This window comes from Phenylobacterium sp., assembly GCF_036495085.1.
In the GTDB taxonomy this organism is placed as follows: Bacteria; Pseudomonadota; Alphaproteobacteria; order Caulobacterales; family Caulobacteraceae; genus Phenylobacterium.
In genome coordinates this window covers 1-19367 of sequence record NZ_DASXNL010000065.1, presented here as the reverse complement: position 1 = coordinate 19367, position 19367 = coordinate 1, and the positions used below count along the sequence as shown (strand labels likewise).

Sequence of the window (19367 nt, the reverse complement as noted above, 5' to 3'; positions counted from 1 at the left end):
GGCAAGCGTCGATTTCGGGGTCTAGCGTGGCCCCCGGGACGGGAGCGACGCGGGCACCCCAATGACGACAGCGATGGGCGAGGCGACCGGCCAGCTCGATATCGGGCGGGTCATCCAAGAGACGTTCCAGGTCTTAGGACGCTACTTCGCGACCTTCCTGGTGCTGGCGGTGATCCTGACTGGCGTCCCTGCGGTGCTCGTCGGGATTGTGGAGCTGAACTTCGTGAGCCCCGGAGAGCTGGTCTCCTGGGAGTCCATCCTCGGCGGCGTGGTCGCGGGTCTGGCCGGCCTGATCCTGGAGGGGACCGTGATCTATGGCACGGTGACCGACCTCAATGGTCGGCGGGCCAGCATCGCCGATTGCCTGAGTGTCGGCCTGCGAAGCTTCCTGCCGCTGCTCGGCATCGGGATCGTGTTCGGCTTCGCGGTGGCCTTCGGGCTCGTACTCCTTGTAATACCCGGGATCATGGTGGCGGTGGCCTGGTGCGTCGCCGTCCCGGCTTACGTCGTCGAGCAGACAGGCATCATCGGAGCCTTCAGCCGCAGCGCTGAACTCACCCGTGGCAATCGCTGGCGCGTCTTTGCTCTGTTTGTGATCTATCTCATCGCGACCGTCATCATGGAAGTCGTGCTGGGCGTCTTCAGCGGCGCCGCAAGCCTGGCCACAGGCGGAGGTTTGACGTTCGCACAGGCGATCATCTTCAGCCCGCTGCTTCGCGTCGCCACGGCGCTGATCGGTGCGACCGCCACTGCGGCGCTGTACGTCGAGCTTCGTCGGGTGCGCGACGGGGTCGGAGCCGACAGCCTGGCGGCGATCTTCGATTGACCGCGGGTCGGGTCAGGGCCGGTCGAACTTGTCGACACGGCGGTGGCCGAACAGGAGACGGCTTTCGAGACGGGCCCTTAGGCCCGAGTAGTAGGCGCTGAGGAAAGCGCTGTCGGAAAACTCCAGCGGCGCGTTCCAGCCGATCTTCACCCGGATCCGGGCGGCGACCTCGGCGACGACACGCCGATCGGCCTTGCGCAGCACGTTCTCCAGAACGTGCAGTTCCTTCACGCCGTAGGCATCGAGCTCCGCCTCGGTGAAGATCAGACCGCGCCCAGGCGCGGGCGCGGCCTGCACAAGGTCCGGGCGCAGAACCCGGCGCGGCGCCTTGACCACCATAGTGCCCGCCGCCAGGTCGCCCAGGCGCAGGCGGTCGTGGTTGAAAAGCGGGAAGAGCACGAAGACCGAGCTCCAGACGGCCCCCAGGGCGATCAGGCCCGCGTCAACCCCCATCCCACTGGCGAACAGGAAGCTGGCTGGCAGGAAGACCTCCAGCTCGCGCATGGCGTTGCGCGCGAAGACAGCGTTGGCGGTCAGCCGTCCGCCGTCACGAGCGACAACCCGCAGGCCCAGCGCTCGCTTGCCGGGCGTCGCTGCGCCAGGGCGCATCTCAAAGGCGATGAAATAGAAATTGCGCAGCAAGAAGAACCCCAGCAGCCAGATCACCGTCGCGGCGTCTCCGCTGAAGTCGCCGGCCACACCGGCGATGCGCCAGGCGGCGAGCAGGACCAGAAGGGTCATGGCGATCAGCACGCCCAGCACGATGAAACCGTCGATGACGAAGGCGGCGCAGCGCTCGCCGTAGGTGGCGACCTTAAGATGCAGGTCGATACCTTCGGGCGTGACGAACTCGCGCCAGCCATCGTCGGGGAGACGAGCCGAAGTCGTCGGGCCGGCCGTCATGCCGGCCTCCCGCGACGCGGCAGGTAGAGATAAAGGCCCCATGCGACCGCGCTTGCTCCGGCGATTGCGAGGCGGACGATGTCATCGCGGATCAACTGACGGGCGAATCCTTCCAGGAGGCCCGCCACGAACAGCATGACGATGACCCCGCCCATCACGGTGGCGCCCCTGCGGCCGGCGTCGGCCGCCGCGTCAACCCGGCTGCGCTCGCCGGGGAAAGCCACGGCCCAGCCGATGGAGAAACCCGCAGCGCCGGCGAGGGTCACCGCGAACAGCTCCGTGACGCCGTGGATCAGCAACCAGCCGGTCGCCTGGAAGGCGAGGCCTCGACTGGCGAACAAGGCGAGGAAGGCGCCCAGCATGGTCCCGTTGAAGACCATCAACGCCGCCGTCGGCAGGCACAGCGCAAACCCAAGCGCAAAGGCGAAGATCGCGATCTGCGCGTTGTGGGTGAACAGGAACGTGGCCAGCGTGCTGAGCGCCTCGTGGGCATCTGCCGTCTTGTAGAGCGTCTCGCGCAGGAAGGCGGTGGTCGCCGTCGGGTCGCGACCCGAAGCGAGGGCTTGCGGGATGAAGCCCTCGAACCAGTCCGGGTCCCGGCTCACCAGGAGAAACGCCGTGATCGCACCGGTGATCATCAAAAGGCCGGAGACCAGGGTCTCGCGCCAGAGCCCTTGCACCGCGCCGGGCCATTCGTGAGAGAAGAATCCCGCGAGGCGCTCGAGTGGCCGCGAGCGGGTGCCGTAGACGAAGAAGTAGGCCCGCGTGCAGAGGCTCTCCAGATAGGCGACCAGATGCTGGTCGAGCGAGATCGCGCGAGCCACCGAGAGCGACGACAGCGCCTGGCGATAAAGCACAGGCATCTCCACCAGCTCATCGCGGGTCAGCCGGCGCGGCCCACCCCGTTCGACGCGCGACAGCAGGGCCTCCAGGCGACGCCAGTCCGCCTCACGCTCAGCGCGGAAGCGGTGGCTCTTGAGCTGCAGTTCGGCCATGGCGCTAGATCAGTTCGCGACGCTTGGCGTCGAGATAGGCGTTGAGCAGCGACATGCCGAGGTCATCGCCGCGCGCCTCGACGAGGCGAGCGCCGAGCCGTTGCAGCCGGCCGATAACAATCTCGCGCTGGCGAAGCAGCCCCGCGGCGATCACGGCGCGGGAGACGTCATCCGGCTCCGCCGGCTCAGCATCGACCAAAGCCTCCAGCTCCTCGTCACGGAACGCCACGAACAGCACCAGATGGGTGCGCATCAGCCGGCCGACGTTTTCGATCATCAGCTCGGCGCTGGTCGGATCAGCGAAGTCGGTGAAGATGACGACAAGCGCCCGACGATCGAGTCGGCCTGCCAGCGTGGTCAGGCCCAGGGTGAAATTCGTCTCCTCGGTGGAATACTCGATGCCGGCGGCGAGGCGCTGGATCAGCGGGAAGGCCGGGGCGCCGGCCACCACGCCGCTCGCGACGCCCGGTTTGGCGTCGAAGGCGAAGAGGCCGACCCGGTCGCCGATCTTCAGGGCCGCGAAGGCCAACAGCAGGGCGGCGTTGATCGACTGGTCGACTCGCGGACCGACGGCAGTGGGGGCGCTCATCAGTCGGCCGGTGTCGATCGCCAGGATGACGTGGTGATTCCGCTCGGTCCGGAACTCGCGAGCCACCAGCTTCGCGTGACGCCCGCTCTGCTTCCAGTCGATGGCGCGCGGGTCCATGCCGGTCTGGAAGTCCCGCAGAGCGTGGAAGTCGCCACCTTCACCCGTTTCCATCTGCGCTTTCAGTCCGAAGAGCGCGTCGCGCGAGAACAGGCGCAGCGCCTGCTCCTTCACTCGCTCCACGTCGGGGGTGATGGCGACGATGCGATCGGGCGCCTCGGTGCGCTGCAGCCACACCAGGCCCAGGGGGCCGCGCCAGCGCGCCCAGACCTTTTCCAGGCGCCCTTCGCCGCGTCGTTGCGCAACGAGCGCGACATCTGCCCGTCCCCAACCGGCGTTGAGCTTCAAGGCCTGTCGGATGGGAATCGCCGCAAGTCGGGCGTTGACGCCGACGGCCACCTCGATCTCACGCGGCGCAACGCCCTTGAACGAAGCTTCCACCGAGGCTTCGCCGGGCCTGCTGAGACCTACGACTTGCGGCGTCACGAGCTTCAGGCCAAGCCCGGAAGGTCGAGCCGCAAGCAGCGCATCGGCCAGCATCAGTCCCGCTGTCATCAGGATCCAGGCCGCCGCCGCCCCCCAAAGCTGCGGCGTGGCCAGCGCCACCGCCAGCGCAACCGGCGCGCCGAAGGCGGCCAGGCCGATCGCTCTTCGGGTGGGATAGAGACGCATGCGCTCAGCGCGGCGCCGTGGCCTGGTCGACCAGGGCGGCGATGACCTCATCTGTCCGCCGGCCTTCGATCTCGGCGGCCGGCGACAGGATCACACGGTGGCGCAATACAGGGAGCGCCAGCGCCTTCACATCGTCCGGAATGACGTAGTCTCGGCCGTCGAGGGCGGCGCGGGCCCGAGCCGCCAGCGCCAGTTGCGCGGCGCTTCTGGGGCTGGCCCCGCTCTGCAGCTCGGCGGTCTCGCGCGTTGAGCGGACCAGATCGAGAACGTAGGTCACCACCTCCTCGCCGAGCTTCACAGCGGCGACCGCAGCGTTGGCTTGCGCAAGGGTCGGGGCGTCGATGACCTGCGCCACCGCCATGTCGGCCGGCGAGGTCTGGCCGCTCAGGACGCCATAGGTCGCGACGATCAGGCGTTCTTCGTCTCGGGTCGGGTAGCCCAGGGTCTGCTTGAACAGAAACCGGTCGAGCTGCGCTTCCGGCAACGGATAGGTGCCCTGCTGCTCCAGGGGATTCTGCGTCGCCACCACCATGAAGCGCTCGCTCAGGCGATGGGGCTTGCCGTCGATGGTCACCTGACGTTCCTGCATGGCCTCCAGCAGCGCGGCCTGGGTCTTTGGAGGCGTGCGGTTGATCTCATCGGCCAGCAACAGCTCGCAGAACACCGGCCCCGGGTTCAAACTGAAGCTCGAAGTCTGGAAGTTGAACAGGTTCGCCCCGATGATGTCGGCGGGCATAAGGTCGGGCGTGAACTGGATGCGCCCGAAGTCGAGCGTCAGCGTGCGGGCCAAGCACTGGGCGAGAAATGTCTTGGCCGTACCCGGCGCGCCTTCCAGCAGGACATGTCCCCTCGCGAAGAGGGCGGTCAGCAGGAGATCGACGGTCTCGGTCTGACCGATGATCGCCTTGCCGATCTCCTGCCGCACTCGCGCGGCGAGCGCGCTGACTTCATCGACGTTCACGCGTGATCTCCAGTCGCCAGTGGTAGAGACGCCTCCCGACCGCCAGCAGATCGTCGGGTGTCTTGGCGCGTTCGGCTTGCGCCATAAGGGTGTCGGGCGCCGCGGCGCCGCGGCGGCGCGCCAGCTCAGCGAGCCAGCGATCGTTGTCGCGGCCAGCTGCGGTGCGATCGCCGCCGCCGGCGATTTTGCCGACAAGGGCCTTGGTCAGGGTCGCATAGGCCGGCGCCAGCTCGGCCTCTCGCCGCGCCATCCGCACGAGCCCGGCGGAGTTGTCGACCAGCGCGCGCTTGCCAAACGCAAACGCCCGGCCGCGCACAAGGGTCGGACCAAACCGCGCCAGGCCGTGCAAGCCCATCAACAGGGCCGCGGCCACGCCGCAAAGAGTGGCCGCCGCCCACGGCGGCTCCAGCATCAGCCGGCCGATGCCGCGCCCGCGACTGAACCCGTTCAGGGTCACATCGAAGCGCAGCCCGTTTTCGCCGCGAAGCGCGTTCAGGATGCCGAGCCCGGCGCGTGCGGTCTCCAAACTGGCAAGGCCCTGGTTGTTAAGGAGGTCGGGCTCCGCAAGCACCATGACGGCGGGGTGGCTTCTTGAACGCGCCAGCACCGCGGCGCCCCGATCGTCGACCAGCAAAGGCGTCCAGCCGTCACCCGACAAGGTCTGCAGGCCGTCGATAGCCGCGGGCCGCAGGAAGGTTCCGGCCATATGGCCGTCCGGAGCGCCATAAAGCGCGGTGCGGGTGACGCCGGTGCGATGCTGGATCTCCGTGCGCGGCGCATAGGGCGCGAGCAAGGCGCTGGCGTGGTCGCTGTTCTCGACGATCCCGGCCTTATTGACGAAGGTCGGACGCAGCGGCTTGGGCTCGGTCAGCCATTTCGGCAGGACGATCAAAACCGAGCCTTGCCGCCAGAAGGGCGCCAGGTCCTTTGCAGAGGTTTCGACCCGGGGCGTCAGCACGATGAGGCTCTCGTTCTCCTTCGCCAGGCGCGGAGCGGCCCGGCTTATGACGACCGGCGCGGCCTCGGTCTGCAGCATGATAACGGCGCCCCTGAAGCCGACGGCGGACGAGGAGAGCGCGTGTGCGCCGGGGTCGCTGGCGCCGCGCAATTCGGGCGCGTAGGCAGCCAGCACGACCAGGCCGGAGAACGACACCAAACCCACGATCACCAGGGCCAGGATTGTCCGCGGCGAGAAGGCGGTCGCGGGCGGGGTTGCGTCAACCGTGCTCACGACCAACCTTCCGAGAAGGCGAAGGACTCGTAGTCGCCACGGGCTGCGGCGAAGTCTTCGGAGCCCGCCGGCCGGCCACCGAAGAAGCTGCGCTCGACGCGCTCGGCGATCCGGGCAAAAGCGTCGCGAGCCGGCGGCGGCATCTGATCGAGGCCGGCGATGTCGCGGCTGGTGAGCGACGGACGCACCAGGCCGGGCCGGCGCCCGCAGATGTCATCGATACTGCGGAACAACAGAAGGTGGATCGCCTCGGCGAAGCGCCCGGCCGTCGCCAACCTGTCGGCTTCCTCGAGCAGGGCGCGCGCCTGATCTGGTTCCGGCCGCCAGCCCGCCGGCGCGGGCGCCTCGGCGCGCCGCCTGAAGCGCGTCGCCAGGACCTCGCGTGCTACGAACCAGACGAGGAGTGCTGCCGCCAGGACCAGTCCGCCCCAGAACACGAACCTGAAGATCGGCGCGAACTCACCCAGTGCGCGAAAGAGCTCGGCGATCCAACCCGGTGGGGGCGGCGCACGAGGAGCAGCGCTGAAATCAAGCTGCAGGCCGCGGGTGTGCAGCAGCGCCTCGTGCGCTGCGGCCAACCTCTGCTCCGACGCGTTGAAGGCGTCCGCCGCCACCTGGCCCCTCTCGTCCCTTCGCCGCTGATAAATACGCAGGCGGCCGCGAACCTAGCGTCGCGATTTACGAAATTCGCAAGAGCATCGATGGCGGGCTCGCGGGAGCTCGATATCAACGCCGGCACGTATTTGTTTTCGCGCGCATTTTGCGAGTTTGAAGTTCGCTCCGGGCCCGATCCGGACGATCAGGCCATTCAACCTCCGCACGCTTTGACCAGAGACGGCGGCGGCGAAACGCGACCGAGCCCCAAGCTCAACTCGCCGGCAGCATCGCGACCACGGAGTTTGTTCTGGAAATAAACTTCACCCCCTTCAGATGCTCCGCCGGGTAGGGCGACCAACCCTTCTTGATCTCCGTCGGCGTCGCGCCCCCGGCGCCGGCGACCGCCGGTTTGTCGGCCACGACGTCCACCTCATAGACCCCGTCCTTCGGAGGGGCGGCATTGATCCGTGGCAAGAGGGCCGCGTTCTTGTAGCCGGGACCATCGACACTGCCGAGCACCGTAACGTCGAGGACGCCTGGCTTGCCGACCTTGATGGTCGCTGAGTCGATCTTGGTGATCATCTCCTGGCCCGCATACATCTGCTGAGAGCGGGCCATGGACTTTGGCGGTGGCGGCGGCGCGGCGGCCTCGTCGGTCTTGGAATCGCAAGCCGCAAGGCTGACGAGAGCTGTCAGGCTCGCGGCCAAGAGTACTCTACGCATAGTCATCCTCCCCATGTGATTGCGCCGAGTGTGCCTACGGTCCCACTTGCGCCGCAAGGGCTGGGCGCGCCCGACCGCGAAACCGCCCGAGGCTATCGGACTGCGCGGCCTTGAGCTCCGGCATTTGCAGATCCCGGAAGAACGCGACGATGGGCCGTGGACTGAGGATGGGTGGCGCGTCGCGGGTCACCGTCCGGAAACCTGCGACGATGCACGGCCGGCGGCTCGACCGTGGCGAGCGGCTCAGCGCTTGGCCACGGCCTCGTCGTAGAACCTGGCCACATCGGTCTTCAGCGACTTAAGCGCGTCCTGGTTCAGATAGACCATGTGGCCGGACGGGTAGTAGGCGAAGCGCACATTACCTCGCAGCGTGGGATCGAGCTGCATGTGCGCCAGGTCATACTCGGTCCCGAAGAAGGGAGTGGCCATGTCGTAGAGCCCGTTCAGCGAATAGACCATCAGGTGCGGGTTCTGGCGCATGGCCGCGCCGAGATCCTGGGCTGTGTCGGCGACCTGGGCGGCGAAAGAGGCGCCCGGCGGCTTGTGCTTCCAATCCCAGGCCCGGTTGATGTTGGGGCCGGACGGCCAGTAGTTCAGGTCGGAGCTGTAGCCGAGATCCTTCTCCAGGTGCTCGTGAAGAGCGGCTACATAGGCGCCGTGGATTCCCGTGTCGGAGGGATCGTACTCAGCGCTGTCTCCGGCGGCGTCGCTGTCGATGCCGGTGAAGCGCGAGTCATAGCGACCGATGGTCCGCCGCTGGTCGCGCAGAAGCTCCTTGCGGAACCGCTGCAGGTCCACCCTGAGGTTGACCCGCTTCAGAAAGTCCACCGAGAGGCCGGTGTACGCGCTCAGCTTTCGAGCCGTGGCGTCAAGTTCGGCTTCGGAGATGTTCGAGCCTTTGGCCAGAGCCACCTGGTAGGGGCCGCTCGCCCAGTCGCGCACCTCCTGCAGGTAGGCCGTGAGGTCCGGCGGCGTCGGCGCCTTGTGGTGATAGACCGCTGTGGCCGCATAACTCGGAAGATAGGTGACGTACATGTGGTCGAAGCCGGCGTCGCGGACGCCGTAGTTGAGTATCGAGGAAAGGATCAGCACGCCGTTCAGCTGCATTCCGCGCTCCTGCAGGGCGTAGGCAAGGCCCGCCGAACGCGTGGTGCCGTAGCTTTCGCCGAATATGAACTTCGGTGAATTCCAGCGGTGGTTGAGGGTGATGTAGCGCTGGATGCCGCGAGCGAAGGCGTCGATATCCTGGTCGACACCCCAGAAGGCCGTCCCCTTGGTGTCGCCGAGCGGGCGCGAGTAGCCCGCGCCGATGGCGTCAAGGAAGACCAAATCAGATTTGTCGAGCAGGGAGTTCGGATTGTCGGCGAGCGTGTAGGGCGGCGCGTGCGTAGCGTTCGGCGAGTCGGTCATGACGTGCACCGGCCCGAACAGGCCCATGTGCACGAACAACGACGCCGAACCCGGCCCGCCGTTGTAGAGGAAGGTCACAGGCCGCTCCGGCTCGCCCTTCGCCCGCTCGGCGACATAGGCCACGTAGAACATGCTGGCGGTCGGCTTGCCGTCGTCGTCGCGCAAGGTGAGCGTGCCCACCGTGGCCGTGTACGGGATCGTGCGGCCCGCCACGGTGACGCTGTGATGGGACGCTTTTTCGGTTTCATGGGCCGGGGCCGTGGCGACGTCAGCGTCGGGGATCTTACGCTCGCCCGCGGCCTGGCCGCGATCTGTGCGACGTTCGACAGCGCTGGCGGCGGCGGGCTCATCCGGATTGTCCCTGCGAGATGCGCTCGCCGCTGCGGACGGTTTGGCGGAGCCGGGCGGCTGGGCCAGCGAAGCGGTGGCGGAAAGGCCGAGCGCAATCACTGCGGCAAAACTCGGTCGGATCATGCGGTACCCCTGGATATGGACTTCGAGCGCGCAGACGGAAGCGTCGCTCGCGGGCGCGACAAAGCCCCCGGCGCGCCCGGGAGCGTTTTTTGCGCAACCGTGTTGCCGGAGCATTGCGGCAGCGCCTTATTCCGGAGAGGCGCGGGGCCCATAGAGGGTTGATGATCCTGAGCCTCCGACTGCTGTCCCCTCTCCTCATCGCCGCGGCCTTCGCCGGCTCGGCCTTGGCGGCCGAGCCCGAGGCGGTGGTGACAGCCCAGGGGTCCGGCGCGCCCCCCAGCGTCACTGAGCAGATCGACAACTATCTGAAGACTTCGCCCGCCGCTGAACTGCCAAGGGAGACGGCAAGCGGAGTCACGCCAGGGTCCGAACCGCGTAAGGTGCACGGCGTCGTTGACGTTTCGGTCGGGTCAGGCGGCTATCGCAGCGCATACGTCGCCAGCGAAATCCCGATCGGCAAAACCGGCGCCGCCAGCATCGCCGTTGGAGAAACCAACTTCGGCAACCGTTTCGGCGGCAGCCGCTTTGCGCCCTATGCAAGCCAGAGCCTCGGCCTTGGCCTGAGGTTCAGCAACACCGCCTCCGCTCCAAACGATTGCCGCCCCCGCCTGACCGGGGAGCCGGGACCTGACTTAGGCGTCGAGGATGAACGCCCGCACCTCTGTCTTGCAACAGAGGGTAGGCCCCCTCAGTAGCTGTAGCGAAAGCCCACCAGGATCTCCCGACCAGGCTGCTCACCAGGTCGACGCGTCCTCGTGCTGGTCCTGGAATTCGTCGGTGAAGCAGCGATGCCCTGCGATGCGGCCCCTACTGGGGGCCCTCGCCGACGATCTCCAGCACGGCCGGCTCATCCTTGGCGCCGTCGTAGTGGAACTGTTTGGCGAAGTGGGTCACGACCGAGCCTGCCGGGATGGGCGTCGTGGTTTCCGGCGAGAAGGTCTTGCCGGTCCCGACCCACCAGATCCCGCTTATCACGTAGATGTGCCGGTCGTTGGGATGGGTGTGCGGCCGGCTCATCTGGTGGGGCGGCCATTTCACCAGCATGGCGTAGGGGCCGGCCTTGGTTGGATCGCCCCATAGGACAAACGTCAGCGGCCCTTTCACTGGGTCGCCCAGCCAGGCGATCTGATCGGGAAGCTTGTAGGCCAGGGCGGCCGGATCCGGCGCGGCCTGGACAGACCCCGCCAGGACGGCCGGGCCAACGATCAGGGATGCCGCCAGCACCCCGGCCAGAGCAATTTTCATGGAAATCACCTATCGCGCCAACCCGCGGCCCGCCAGCGGAACGATAGCGCTGTCATGGTGATCAACTACGTCGACCGCCAGGGACTGGCGTTGATCACCCGGCTGACGGTCTTCTTGGAGACCCCGGCCAGGCGCGCGATGTCATTGATCGTCGGTCGCCGGCGGGGCCCCCCGCCCAGGCCTGGCTCCTCATTTTTCGGCGCCTCGCGCTTCGCCATCTGGATCGAGTCCTTCCCACTCATCGATCACCGCCTTTCTCATAGCCTCGGCCGGCCCGACGGGAACAGGCCGAATGCCTGACGCCGGTGACTCTAGCGGCGGCGCGTCGTCGATCTTGACCATTGATAGCCGCGATGACGGGACGCTCGCCCCGGCGCCCTAGGCGCCGACTGGGGTCTCGCCCAATATCACGGCGGCCATTCGGGGCGACGATCGATGAAATCCATGCAGACCGCCGCGGCAGCCGCGATCCTCGCCCTGACCTTCGCCCCGGACTTCCTGGCGGCGCGCGCGCAGCCGACACCCGCGCCACTTCCCGTGGAGGGCGCGGCGACGGCCGAGCGCAGCAACGGGACGATGGGTGTGTTCACCGGGGCCGGCGGCGACCCGGTGCTTGGTGAAAAGCTCTATCAACAGAAGTGCGCCACTTGCCACGACAACCCGAGCGGCCGCATTCCGGCCAAATCGGCGATCGCCGACAACACTCCGGCCTCTATCGTCTCGGCCCTTCTGGAGGGCGTGATGCGACCGATGGCGGCAGGGATGGCGCCGCACGAGATCGCCTCCGTCGCGGCCTACCTTTCCACCCGCAAAGGCAGCGGCCTGGCTTCCGGCGCGATGGAGGCCCCGGCGTGCAAGGACAAGCCCCCGACTATGACCCTCGATGGCCACGGGTGGAACGGCTGGGGAAATGCCGAGACGCAAAGCCGCTTCCAGCCGACGCCCGGGCTGAACGCCGCCGACGTCCCCCGGCTGAAGCTGAAGTGGGCTTTCGCCTACGCCGGCACCCGTAACGGGCAGGCGACGGTCGCAAGCGGCCGGGTCTTCCTGACCTCGAGTTCGGGGGCGGTCTATGCCCTGAACGCCAAGACCGGCTGCGCCTACTGGCGCTTCGATGTTCCGGGCGGCTCGCGGAGCAGCGTGGTGATCGCCAGGCTGTCGGGCGCCAAGGGCAAGCCCCGCTATGCGGCCTATTTCACCGGCTGGACCGAACGCACGGCCTACGCGCTGGACGCGGAAACCGGCCAGTTGATCTGGAAATCCTTGGTCGACCAGCAGTCGGAAGTGCAGATGACAGGCTCGCCGGTGCTGCACGCGGGTCGGCTCTATGTGCCGGTATCCTCCGCCGAGGAGGCCATCGCCGCCGACGAGGCGCACGAGTGTTGCAAGTTTCGTGGGGCGGTTGCGGCCCTCGATGCGTCCAGCGGGAAGGTCCTTTGGGAGACCTTCATGGCCCCCGAGCCGAAGCCCTTCAAGAAGAACGCCAAGGGCGTGCAGATGTACGGGCCGGCGGGAGCGGCGATCTGGGCCGCGCCCACGATCGACGCCAAGCGCGGCGTCCTCTACGTGGCGACCGGCGACAGCTACACAGACATCAACATCGACAATGCCGAGGCGGTCGTCGCATTGGACTTGGCAAGCGGGGCGGTGCGCTGGACGAACCAGCTGACCAAGGGCGACAACTACATCGTAGGCTGCTACCCGCCGAACCCGCGCGCCAACTGCCCTTCGCCGACCGGGCCGGACTATGACTTCGGCGTCTCGCCTGTGCTGCACACGCTGGCAAGCGGCAAGCAGGTGATCCTGGTTGGACAGAAATCGAGCCAGGTCTACGCGCTGGATCCAGACGCCATGGGAAAGGTGATCTGGGAATATCGGCTGAGCGTCGGCGGCCCCCTGGGTGGCGTTGAGTTCGGCCCTGCGGCGGACAAGAACAACTATTACGTCGGGATCTCGGACATCTTCGTCCAGAAGCCCATGCCGGGCCTCTACGCCTTCCGCATCGCCGATGGTGCGCTCCTCTGGTCGCAACCGGGTCCCAACGTCGCGTGCCCCTGGAAGAACGTTTTCTGCACCTCGGCGGTCTCGCAGGCCGTCAGCGTCATGCCGGGCGTGGTCTTCGCCGGATCGATGAATGGCCACTTCCGCGCTCACGATGCGGCGACCGGCAAGATCCTCTGGGACTTCGACACCACCGCGCCAGTGACCACCGTCTCGGGCCGCGAGGCAAAGGGCGGTGTGATGGATGGCGCAGGCCCGACCATCGCCGACGGCGTGGTCTACGTAAGCTCCGGCTACCAAGGCCGCTCGGGCGCGTCGGGGATCGTGCTCATGGCCTTTTCAGTGGATGGGCGCTAGCCGCGCGGCGCCGGCCTCGGCTAGACCAACAGCCATGACCGCCCGGTTCCTCGCCGCCGCGCTGGCGATCGCTTCGCCTGCAGCTGCGCAGGAGATGCAGGGGATGGACCATGAGCACATGGACCATGAGCATATGGCCATGCCGGGAATGGCCATGAGCCACGCCATGACCGGCGCCTATGGCCCCTACTCCATGACCCGAGAAGCCTCAGGCACCTCGTGGCAGCCGGACGCCTCGCCCGATGAGGGCCTGAACCTGACGCGCGGGCCGTGGATGTTGATGTTCCACGGCGTGCTGAACGGGGTCTACGACAAGCAGGAGGGGCCTCGCGGCGACGAGAAGGCCTTCGTCTCCGGCATGTTGATGGGAATGGCCCAGCGGCCGGTGGGCGAGCCTGGCACGCTGCAGCTTCGGGCGATTGTCAGTCCCGACCCCCTGATGGGCAAGAGCGGTTACCCGCTGCTGCTGGCCAGCGGCGAGACGGCCGACGGCAAGACCCCGCTGGTCGACCGCCAGCATCCGCACGACCTCTTCATGGAGCTCTCAGCCAGCTACAGTCGGAAACTCTCGGCTGGCGATAGTGCGTTCATCTACGCCGGTCTGCCGGGCGAGCCGGCCTTCGGACCGCCGGCTTTCATGCACCGGCTGTCGGTGATGGACAGTCCCGAAGCGCCCATCAGCCACCACTGGCTGGACTCGACCCACATCAGCTTCGGCGTCGTCAGTGCGGGCTTTGTGCACGATAACTGGAAGCTCGAAGCTTCGGCCTACAATGGCCGCGAGCCGGACCAGCACCGCTACGATATCGAGACCGGGCCGCTGGACTCGACGGCCTTGCGCGTTTCCTGGAATCCAACCGCCAACTGGTCTCTGCAGGCCTCCTGGGCCGACGAGAAGAGCCCCGAGCAGCTTGCGCCCGGCATCGATCAGACCAAATTTTCGGCGAGCGCCATTCACACGGTCGCGCTCGGCGGCGGCGGTTGGTGGTCGAGCACGGCGGCCTGGGGGCGACGGTCCATCGAGGGTGTCGACCTCGACGCATGGGTTCTGGAGAGCGCGCTCAAGCCCAACGCGGCCTGGACGATCTTCGGCCGGGCTGAGCGGGTCGAGAACGACGAACTCGAAAGCGCCGGCGGCCACGCGGGGCCGCCCCGCACGGTCGGCAAGGTCTCCCTCGGCGCAATCCGCGACTGGCCGCTTTCCCAGCACGTCAGCTTTGGCCTGGGCGGCTTCTACGCCTTCGACTTTGTCCCAAGCGCGCTCGCCGGCGCCTATGGCGGCGATCCTCGCGGCGGCATGGCTTTCGTGCGGCTGACACTGCGTTGATTGGCGCGGCCCAATTGATCGGCTAGCAATCTGGTGCATGAACCCGTCGATCAAACTCCTCGCCGACATTCCCCGCATCCACGCCGCCCACCGCGGCGAGCGGGTCGCCATCCAGTGCGAAGACCGGACCCTGACTTACAGCGAGCTTGATAGCCGAGCCGACCGGGTCGCGGGCCTCTTGGCCAGCCTCGGTGCGAAACCCGGCGCGCGTATCGCCTGGCTCGGCCGCAGCAACGAGGCCTTCTTCGAAATCTTCTTTGGCGCCGCGCGGGCCCGGGTGTGCCTGGCCCCGATCAACTCGCGCCTGGCCATACCGGAGATCGCCTTCATCCTTCAGGACTCGGGCGCGGACCTGTTCTTCGTGACGCCTGAGTTCTATGCCGCCGGCCAGATGGTCGTAAGCCAGGTCGACCGGCCGATCCGGCTGATCGGCGTCGGTGCGGATTGCGAGGGCTTCGACAGCTATCAGGCCCTGCGCGATGGCGCCCCATTCCCGGAGCTCACCTCGCCGGTGGCCAGCGACGACGTCCTGCAGCTCTACACCTCCGGCACGACGGGCCTGCCGAAGGGCGTGCGGCTGGACAACCGCAACTACACCGCCTTCCTGGAGCTGCGGACGCAGGTGGAGGGCTTCGACTACGGGGCCGACGACACCGTCCTGATCGTCATGCCGCTGTTCCATGTGGCCGGGACCAACATCAGCTTCTCCGGCCTGGCCGCCGGCGGGCGGGTCATCCTCTTGCCGGAGTTCAACCCGGCGGCGGTGCTGAAACTCATCGAGGCGGAGAAGGTCGCCCACATCTTCCTCGTGCCGGCGATGATCAACATGCTGCTGCAGGCGCCGGAGATTGAGGGCGCGGACCTCTCCAGCCTGAAGAGTGTGGCCTATGGCGCATCCCCGATCGGCGAGGCGGTGCTGGCCGCCGCCACCGCCAGGTTCGGATGCGGCTTCATTCAGTTCTACGGCATGACCGAGTCCACCGGGGCAGGGACCTTCCTCTCGCCCGCTGAACACCGACCCGAGTTGTTGCGCTCGTGCGGCAAGGCCTGGCCGAGCATGGCCGTGCGCATCCTCGACGATGACGGCAAGGAGGCCGCCGTGGGCGAGATCGGCGAGATCGCAATTCACGGCGGCATGGTGATGGCCGGCTACTGGAACCGCGCGGAAGCTACGGCTGAGACCCTCACGGCGGACCGCTGGCTGAAGACTGGCGACGCAGGCTACCGCAACGAGAACGGCTACATTTTCGTCCACGACCGGGTGAAGGACATGATCGTCTCCGGCGGCGAGAACATCTATCCGGCCGAGGTCGAGAACGCGATCCTGGGCTGCCCGGGTGTCGCGGACGCCGCGGTGATCGGAGTGCCCGACGAGCGTTGGGGCGAGGCGGTGAAGGTGATCGTCGTAGCGGCGGGGGGCCGGGCGCCCGATCCGGCAGCGGTCATCGCCTGGGCCCGCGAGCGCATCGCAGCTTACAAGGCGCCCAAGTCGGTGGATTTCATCGAGGCCCTCCCGCGCAACGCCTCGGGCAAGGTGCTGCGGCGCGAACTGCGCAAGCCCTACTGGGAGGGTCGCACCCGCAACGTGGGCTAAGGTCCGGCTGGGATCTGGCCGATCTGGTCGGGCGGATCGGGCCGCGGACGCGGGGCGAGCTTCAGGCGGGACAGACTGACCGCGGCGGCGAGCAAAGCGAGGCCCGATGCGGTGGCGAGAGCCGTTGTCGTGGCGTGCGTACCCGCCAGGTGGAAGAACACCGCGGTGCTGACCGCGCCCGTGGTCTGGCCGAGCAGGCGCGCCGTGGCGAGCGCCCCGCCGGCTGCTCCGCTTCGGTGCATGGGCGCCGCGGTGACCATGGCCCGGTTGTTCGGCGCCTGGAAGAAGCCGAACCCCAGGCCGCAGAGCGCCATCCGCCAGGCGATGTCGACGTTGGTCATGCCCAGATGCAGTCGTGAGAGCAGAAAGAGTCCCACGGCGAACAGGCTGAGCCCGATACCGCCCAGGGTGCCAGCCCGGTGCCGGTCCGCCAGGCGGCCGGCCAAAGGCGCGGCGATCCCGACAGCAATCGGCCAGGGGGTCATGAGCAGGCCCGTCTCGACAGCGCTGCGGCCCATCACGGTCTGGAAATAGAAGGGCAGGCCGACATAGGCCATCATCTGGGCGGTGAATGAAACGATCGAGGTGGCGATGGAGAGACCGAAGATCGGGATCTTCAGGAGGTCGAAGGGCACCAGCGGCGCCTCCCGGCGCACCTCCCGCCAGGTCAGCAGCGCGCCGGCGACCGCGCCCACGGCCAGCTTGGCAAGACCCGACGCCAACCCCTCGCGCGCCACGCTTTCCGCCCCGGTGATGAGAAATCCGAAGGTGAGCGCGTTCAGCACCGCCGAGACCCAGTCGAACTTGCGGGGCGAGCCGATCGTGACCGGCAGCGCCCGAAAGGCGATCGCAATGGCCAGGACCCCGATCGGCACGTTGATCGCGAAGAGCCATTCCCACGACGCCTTGGCCAGGATCGCCGCCGCCACGGTCGGCCCGATGGCCGCCGAGACCGAAATCACCAAGGCGTTCAGCCCGATCCCTCGCCCCAGGAGCCGCTTCGGATAGGTGAAGCGGACGAGGGCGGAGTTGATGCTCATGATCCCGCCGGCGCCCAGGCCCTGGATCACCCGCGCCGTCGTGAGCGTAGGCAGCGTATGGGAAAGCGCGCAGCCCAGCGAACCCAGGGTGAAGACCGCCAACCCGGCCATGTAGACCCGCCGGTAGCCCAGGCGGTCGCCAAGCGCCGCCAACGGCAGCAGGGTGACGGTGATCGCCAACTGGTAGGCGTTGACGATCCAGATCGACGAGGCGGCGCTGGCATGCAGCTCGCCGGCTATGGTCGGCAGGGCGACGTTGGCGATGGCGCCGTCAAGCACCGACATCGCCATCGCCAGCCAGATCGCCGCCACCGACCAATAACGACGCGGTACCGGCAAACCGTCTGGCATGCCCGGTAGTGAATGGGCGTCGGTGTCCTCAACCTCGGCGCGTGGGGTCGTTGCGAAGGAGGTGGTGTCGGGGGGCGCTGGCGGCGGCATCGAACCTCAAACCCCTTCGCGGGCGAATGGTGTCCTCTAGGCGCTCGCAGCTGCGCTGGGTCGGCTTTTCACGCGGCCGAACCAGTCGGTGAGCTTGCCGAACGCCGGATCCAGGGGCTGCCCCACCTGGCCTCCGAAGTCGACGAATGAGAAGAGCAGGATGTCGGCAAGGGTGAACCGCTCGCCGGCGATCCATGGGCCCTTGAATTGGCCCTCCAGCCACTCAAGTCCATCGTGAGCAACCGCCTTCAGTCCTGGCGCGGCCTCCGGCAGGCAACGCATGCGCCCCTGGAACATCGGCAGGCCTTCAGAGAACCGGAAGCCATTGGCCATCGGCTCGCAAACCTTCAGGTCCGCGCGCCGGGTCCACATCCGCGTCTGGGCGCGCTCCTCCGCCGTTGCGCCAACCAGGGGCGGGCTCGGCTGGCGCTCCTCCAGGTACTCACAGATCGCGGTGATCTCGGTGAGATATGAGCCGTCGTCGAGCTCCAGCGCCGGTGTCTGGCCCGCCGGATTGACCGAGACGTTATATGGTCCCTTGCGATTCTCGCCGGCCATCAAGTCGACCGTCACGAAGGGTATCTCGAGCCCCTTCTCGGCAAGAAACATCTTCACTACCCGAGGGTTCGGGCCGATGGAGGTATGGAGGTTCATGGCGTATCCCCTGGTGGTTGGAGCGACCGTAGGGGGGCGCCGCAAGGGCCGTCAACGACTCACTCGTTAACCCTTTTTTCACGACTCGCTGTGGCGTTTCGACGCGTTTTGGAGTATATGCGCGCGCCATGGCTGATCGACAGTTCAAACCCGATCTAACGGGATCTGACGAGACGCTCGAGAACTTCCTCGCCCGTCTCCGCTCCTCACGCCGCCCCGTGCGTCCGCGCCGCGGTGGCCCATCGGACTGGGACCACTTCGTCACCTCGCGCAGACCGCCCGGCGGAGCCGGCGGGGCCGAAGCGCCGATCCCGAACGACAAACCACTCAGCGACGCCTACGCACCCATCTAGGGCGCAAGGGCCGCAGGCCTGGGACCCCCAGTCGCCCAGTCGAGCAGTTCGACAGGGTGGACAACTGGCGCGCCGACCACCGGCGCGATCTGGGCAATGCAGCCGACGTTGCTCGCGGCCACGACCGCAGCGCCCGTGCGCGCGATGTTGGCGGCTTTGCGCGCCTGCAGACGACCGGCCAGCTCCGGTTGCAGGATGTTGTAGACCCCGGCGGAGCCGCAGCAGAGGTGGCCTTCAGCGATCGGGCGCACGTCAAATCCGGCCTCCGACAGGAGGGCAGCGGGACCCGCCTTGATAGCTTGGCCATGCTGCAGGGAACAGGGGGCATGGTAGGCGACGCTCAAGGCGCCTGGACGGGTCACCGGCGGCAATCCGATTTCGCCGATGAACTCCAGAACGTCGCGGGCGATTGCGCCCGCGTGCGACGCGCCAGGATCGCCGGCCAAGCGGCGGCCATAGGCCTTCAGGGTGGTGCCGCATCCCGCGGCCGTGGTGAGGATGGCGTCAAACGGACCGGCTCGCGTCCAGGCCCGCACGTTGGCCGCCGCGAACGCGGCAGCTTCGTCTGCCCGGCCCAGGTGCTCGGAGAGCGCCCCACAGCAGCCCTCGCCCTCAACGAGCACGACTTCGAAGCCCGCGCGGGTGATCAGGCTGATCGCAGCTTCCCGGATCGAGGGAGCCATGACCGGCTCCACGCACCCCTGCAGCAGCGCCACCCGGCCACGCACGGCGCCCTCAGCCCGATAGGCGCGGCGCGGCGGCGGGGCCGTCTGCGCGGCCTTCGGGACCAACCGCAACAGGGCGGCAAGTTGGCGGAACCCGCAGGCTTCAAGGGCCGACCCGAGCGGCCGCGCCATCCGGCCCAGCGCCAACGCTTTGCGGAGCCGGCCGGGCCGCGCGAGCACAGCGGGTATCAG

The 19367-nt window shown here is 67.6% G+C and carries 17 protein-coding genes and 1 pseudogene; 5 read left to right on the top strand and 13 right to left on the bottom strand.

The features are described from left to right. The first annotated feature begins 61 nt into the window (after positions 1–61). Complete coding sequence (locus VGI62_RS07795) at positions 62–826, top strand: hypothetical protein (RefSeq protein ID WP_331503838.1); 765 nt, start codon at positions 62–64, stop codon at positions 824–826. Between the two features lie 12 nt (positions 827–838). On the opposite strand, the gene VGI62_RS07790 is transcribed toward VGI62_RS07795, so the two are convergent. The 8 genes from VGI62_RS07790 to VGI62_RS07755 all read right to left on the bottom strand — a co-directional run bounded on the left by VGI62_RS07790 (position 839) and on the right by VGI62_RS07755 (position 9438). Continuing rightward, positions 839–1729, bottom strand: a complete 891-nt coding sequence (locus VGI62_RS07790) for an RDD family protein (RefSeq protein WP_331503837.1) — start codon at positions 1727–1729, stop codon at positions 839–841. Next, positions 1726–2724: a stage II sporulation protein M gene (locus VGI62_RS07785; protein WP_331503836.1), complete on the bottom strand. Its 999-nt coding sequence runs from the start codon at positions 2722–2724 to the stop codon at positions 1726–1728. Before VGI62_RS07785 ends, VGI62_RS07790 begins: the two co-directional genes overlap by 4 nt. A gap of 4 nt (positions 2725–2728) precedes the next feature. Continuing rightward, on the bottom strand, positions 2729–4042 hold the full coding sequence (locus tag VGI62_RS07780; RefSeq protein ID WP_331503835.1) for a DUF58 domain-containing protein: 1314 nt from the start codon (positions 4040–4042) through the stop codon (positions 2729–2731). A 4-nt stretch (positions 4043–4046) separates the two neighbouring features. After that, on the bottom strand, positions 4047–5003 hold the full coding sequence (locus tag VGI62_RS07775) for a MoxR family ATPase (RefSeq protein ID WP_331503834.1): 957 nt from the start codon (positions 5001–5003) through the stop codon (positions 4047–4049). After that, a complete protein-coding gene (locus VGI62_RS07770) occupies positions 4990–6234 on the bottom strand; it encodes a DUF4350 domain-containing protein (protein ID WP_331503833.1) in 1245 nt (414 codons plus the stop codon). Before VGI62_RS07770 ends, VGI62_RS07775 begins: the two co-directional genes overlap by 14 nt. After that, positions 6231–6848 carry a DUF4129 domain-containing protein gene (locus VGI62_RS07765; RefSeq protein ID WP_331503832.1) on the bottom strand — a complete coding sequence of 206 codons (618 nt, stop codon included), beginning with the start codon at positions 6846–6848 and terminating at the stop codon, positions 6231–6233. Before VGI62_RS07765 ends, VGI62_RS07770 begins: the two co-directional genes overlap by 4 nt. Before the next feature lie 253 nt (positions 6849–7101). Then, complete coding sequence (locus VGI62_RS07760) at positions 7102–7554, bottom strand: hypothetical protein (RefSeq protein WP_331503831.1); 453 nt, start codon at positions 7552–7554, stop codon at positions 7102–7104. Between the two features lie 243 nt (positions 7555–7797). Beyond that, a complete protein-coding gene (locus VGI62_RS07755) occupies positions 7798–9438 on the bottom strand; it encodes a S10 family peptidase (protein ID WP_331503830.1) in 1641 nt (546 codons plus the stop codon). 161 nt (positions 9439–9599) lie between these two features. Here VGI62_RS07755 and VGI62_RS07750 point away from each other — a divergent pair, with 161 nt between their 5' ends. Beyond that, positions 9600–10133, top strand: coding sequence for a hypothetical protein (locus VGI62_RS07750; protein ID WP_331503829.1), 534 nt, complete (start codon positions 9600–9602; stop codon positions 10131–10133). Positions 10134–10245: 112 nt separating this feature from the next. Here VGI62_RS07750 and VGI62_RS07745 read toward each other — a convergent pair whose 3' ends face one another. Both VGI62_RS07745 and VGI62_RS07740 read right to left on the bottom strand, forming a co-directional pair. Continuing rightward, positions 10246–10683 (bottom strand): cupin domain-containing protein, encoded by a 438-nt coding sequence (locus tag VGI62_RS07745; RefSeq protein WP_331503828.1) that lies wholly within the window; start codon positions 10681–10683, stop codon positions 10246–10248. Between the two features lie 77 nt (positions 10684–10760). Continuing rightward, positions 10761–10901, bottom strand: a pseudogene (locus VGI62_RS07740) (LacI family DNA-binding transcriptional regulator); the annotation flags it as partial. A 217-nt stretch (positions 10902–11118) separates the two neighbouring features. Between VGI62_RS07740 and VGI62_RS07735 the strand changes: the two are divergent. From VGI62_RS07735 to VGI62_RS07725, 3 genes are read left to right on the top strand one after another with little or no spacing between them, the layout of a single operon-like run. Further along, positions 11119–13041, top strand: coding sequence for a PQQ-binding-like beta-propeller repeat protein (locus tag VGI62_RS07735; protein ID WP_331503827.1), 1923 nt, complete (start codon positions 11119–11121; stop codon positions 13039–13041). A gap of 34 nt (positions 13042–13075) precedes the next feature. Beyond that, positions 13076–14368 carry a hypothetical protein gene (locus VGI62_RS07730; protein ID WP_331503826.1) on the top strand — a complete coding sequence of 431 codons (1293 nt, stop codon included), beginning with the start codon at positions 13076–13078 and terminating at the stop codon, positions 14366–14368. 37 nt (positions 14369–14405) lie between these two features. Then, the gene (locus VGI62_RS07725) at positions 14406–15962 is read left to right on the top strand and encodes a long-chain-fatty-acid--CoA ligase (protein ID WP_331503825.1); all 1557 of its coding nucleotides are present in this window, start codon (positions 14406–14408) and stop codon (positions 15960–15962) included. Here the strand turns inward: VGI62_RS07725 and VGI62_RS07720 are convergent. The 3 genes from VGI62_RS07720 to VGI62_RS07710 all read right to left on the bottom strand — a co-directional run. Continuing rightward, a complete protein-coding gene (locus tag VGI62_RS07720; protein ID WP_331503824.1) occupies positions 15959–17443 on the bottom strand; it encodes an MFS transporter in 1485 nt (494 codons plus the stop codon). The two genes, VGI62_RS07725 and VGI62_RS07720, sit on opposite strands and share 4 nt — an antisense overlap. A gap of 36 nt (positions 17444–17479) precedes the next feature. Next, positions 17480–18097: a glutathione S-transferase gene (locus VGI62_RS07715; RefSeq protein WP_331503823.1), complete on the bottom strand. Its 618-nt coding sequence runs from the start codon at positions 18095–18097 to the stop codon at positions 17480–17482. 349 nt (positions 18098–18446) lie between these two features. Next, a partial coding sequence (locus VGI62_RS07710) for a heterodisulfide reductase-related iron-sulfur binding cluster (RefSeq protein ID WP_331503822.1) occupies positions 18447–19367 on the bottom strand: 921 nt, incomplete at its 5' end.